At 65.1% G+C, this 255-nt stretch carries 1 protein-coding gene; it reads right to left on the bottom strand.

Annotated elements, in window-relative coordinates:
- Positions 1 to 226 (bottom strand): alcohol dehydrogenase catalytic domain-containing protein (locus tag JS756_RS36405; protein ID WP_307791460.1); only part of this gene is annotated, 226 nt, incomplete at its 3' end.
- Positions 227 to 255 lie beyond the last annotated feature (29 nt).

Genomic DNA, 255 nt, shown 5'->3' with positions numbered 1-255 from the left:
TACCCATCACCCGATCACCCACCACCAACCCCGACACACCAGGACCCACCTCGACCACCACACCCGCACCCTCAAGACCGAAGTCCCGCGCATCACCCGGATACATGTCGAGCACGTTGAGGACGTCCCGGAAGTTGACACCCGCCGCCCGCACCGCAACCCGAACCTGACCCTCACCCAACACGGCAGACGCCTCGGGGAAAGCAGTCAGAGCAAGCCCCTCCAACGTCCCCCTCTCCCCAATGTCCAACCGCC

This window comes from Streptomyces actuosus, from assembly GCF_016921115.1.
Classification (GTDB): domain Bacteria; phylum Actinomycetota; class Actinomycetes; order Streptomycetales; family Streptomycetaceae; genus Streptomyces; species Streptomyces actuosus_A.
Note: the sequence above shows the minus strand (reverse complement) of the source record. Positions and strands in the feature narration are given on the sequence as shown.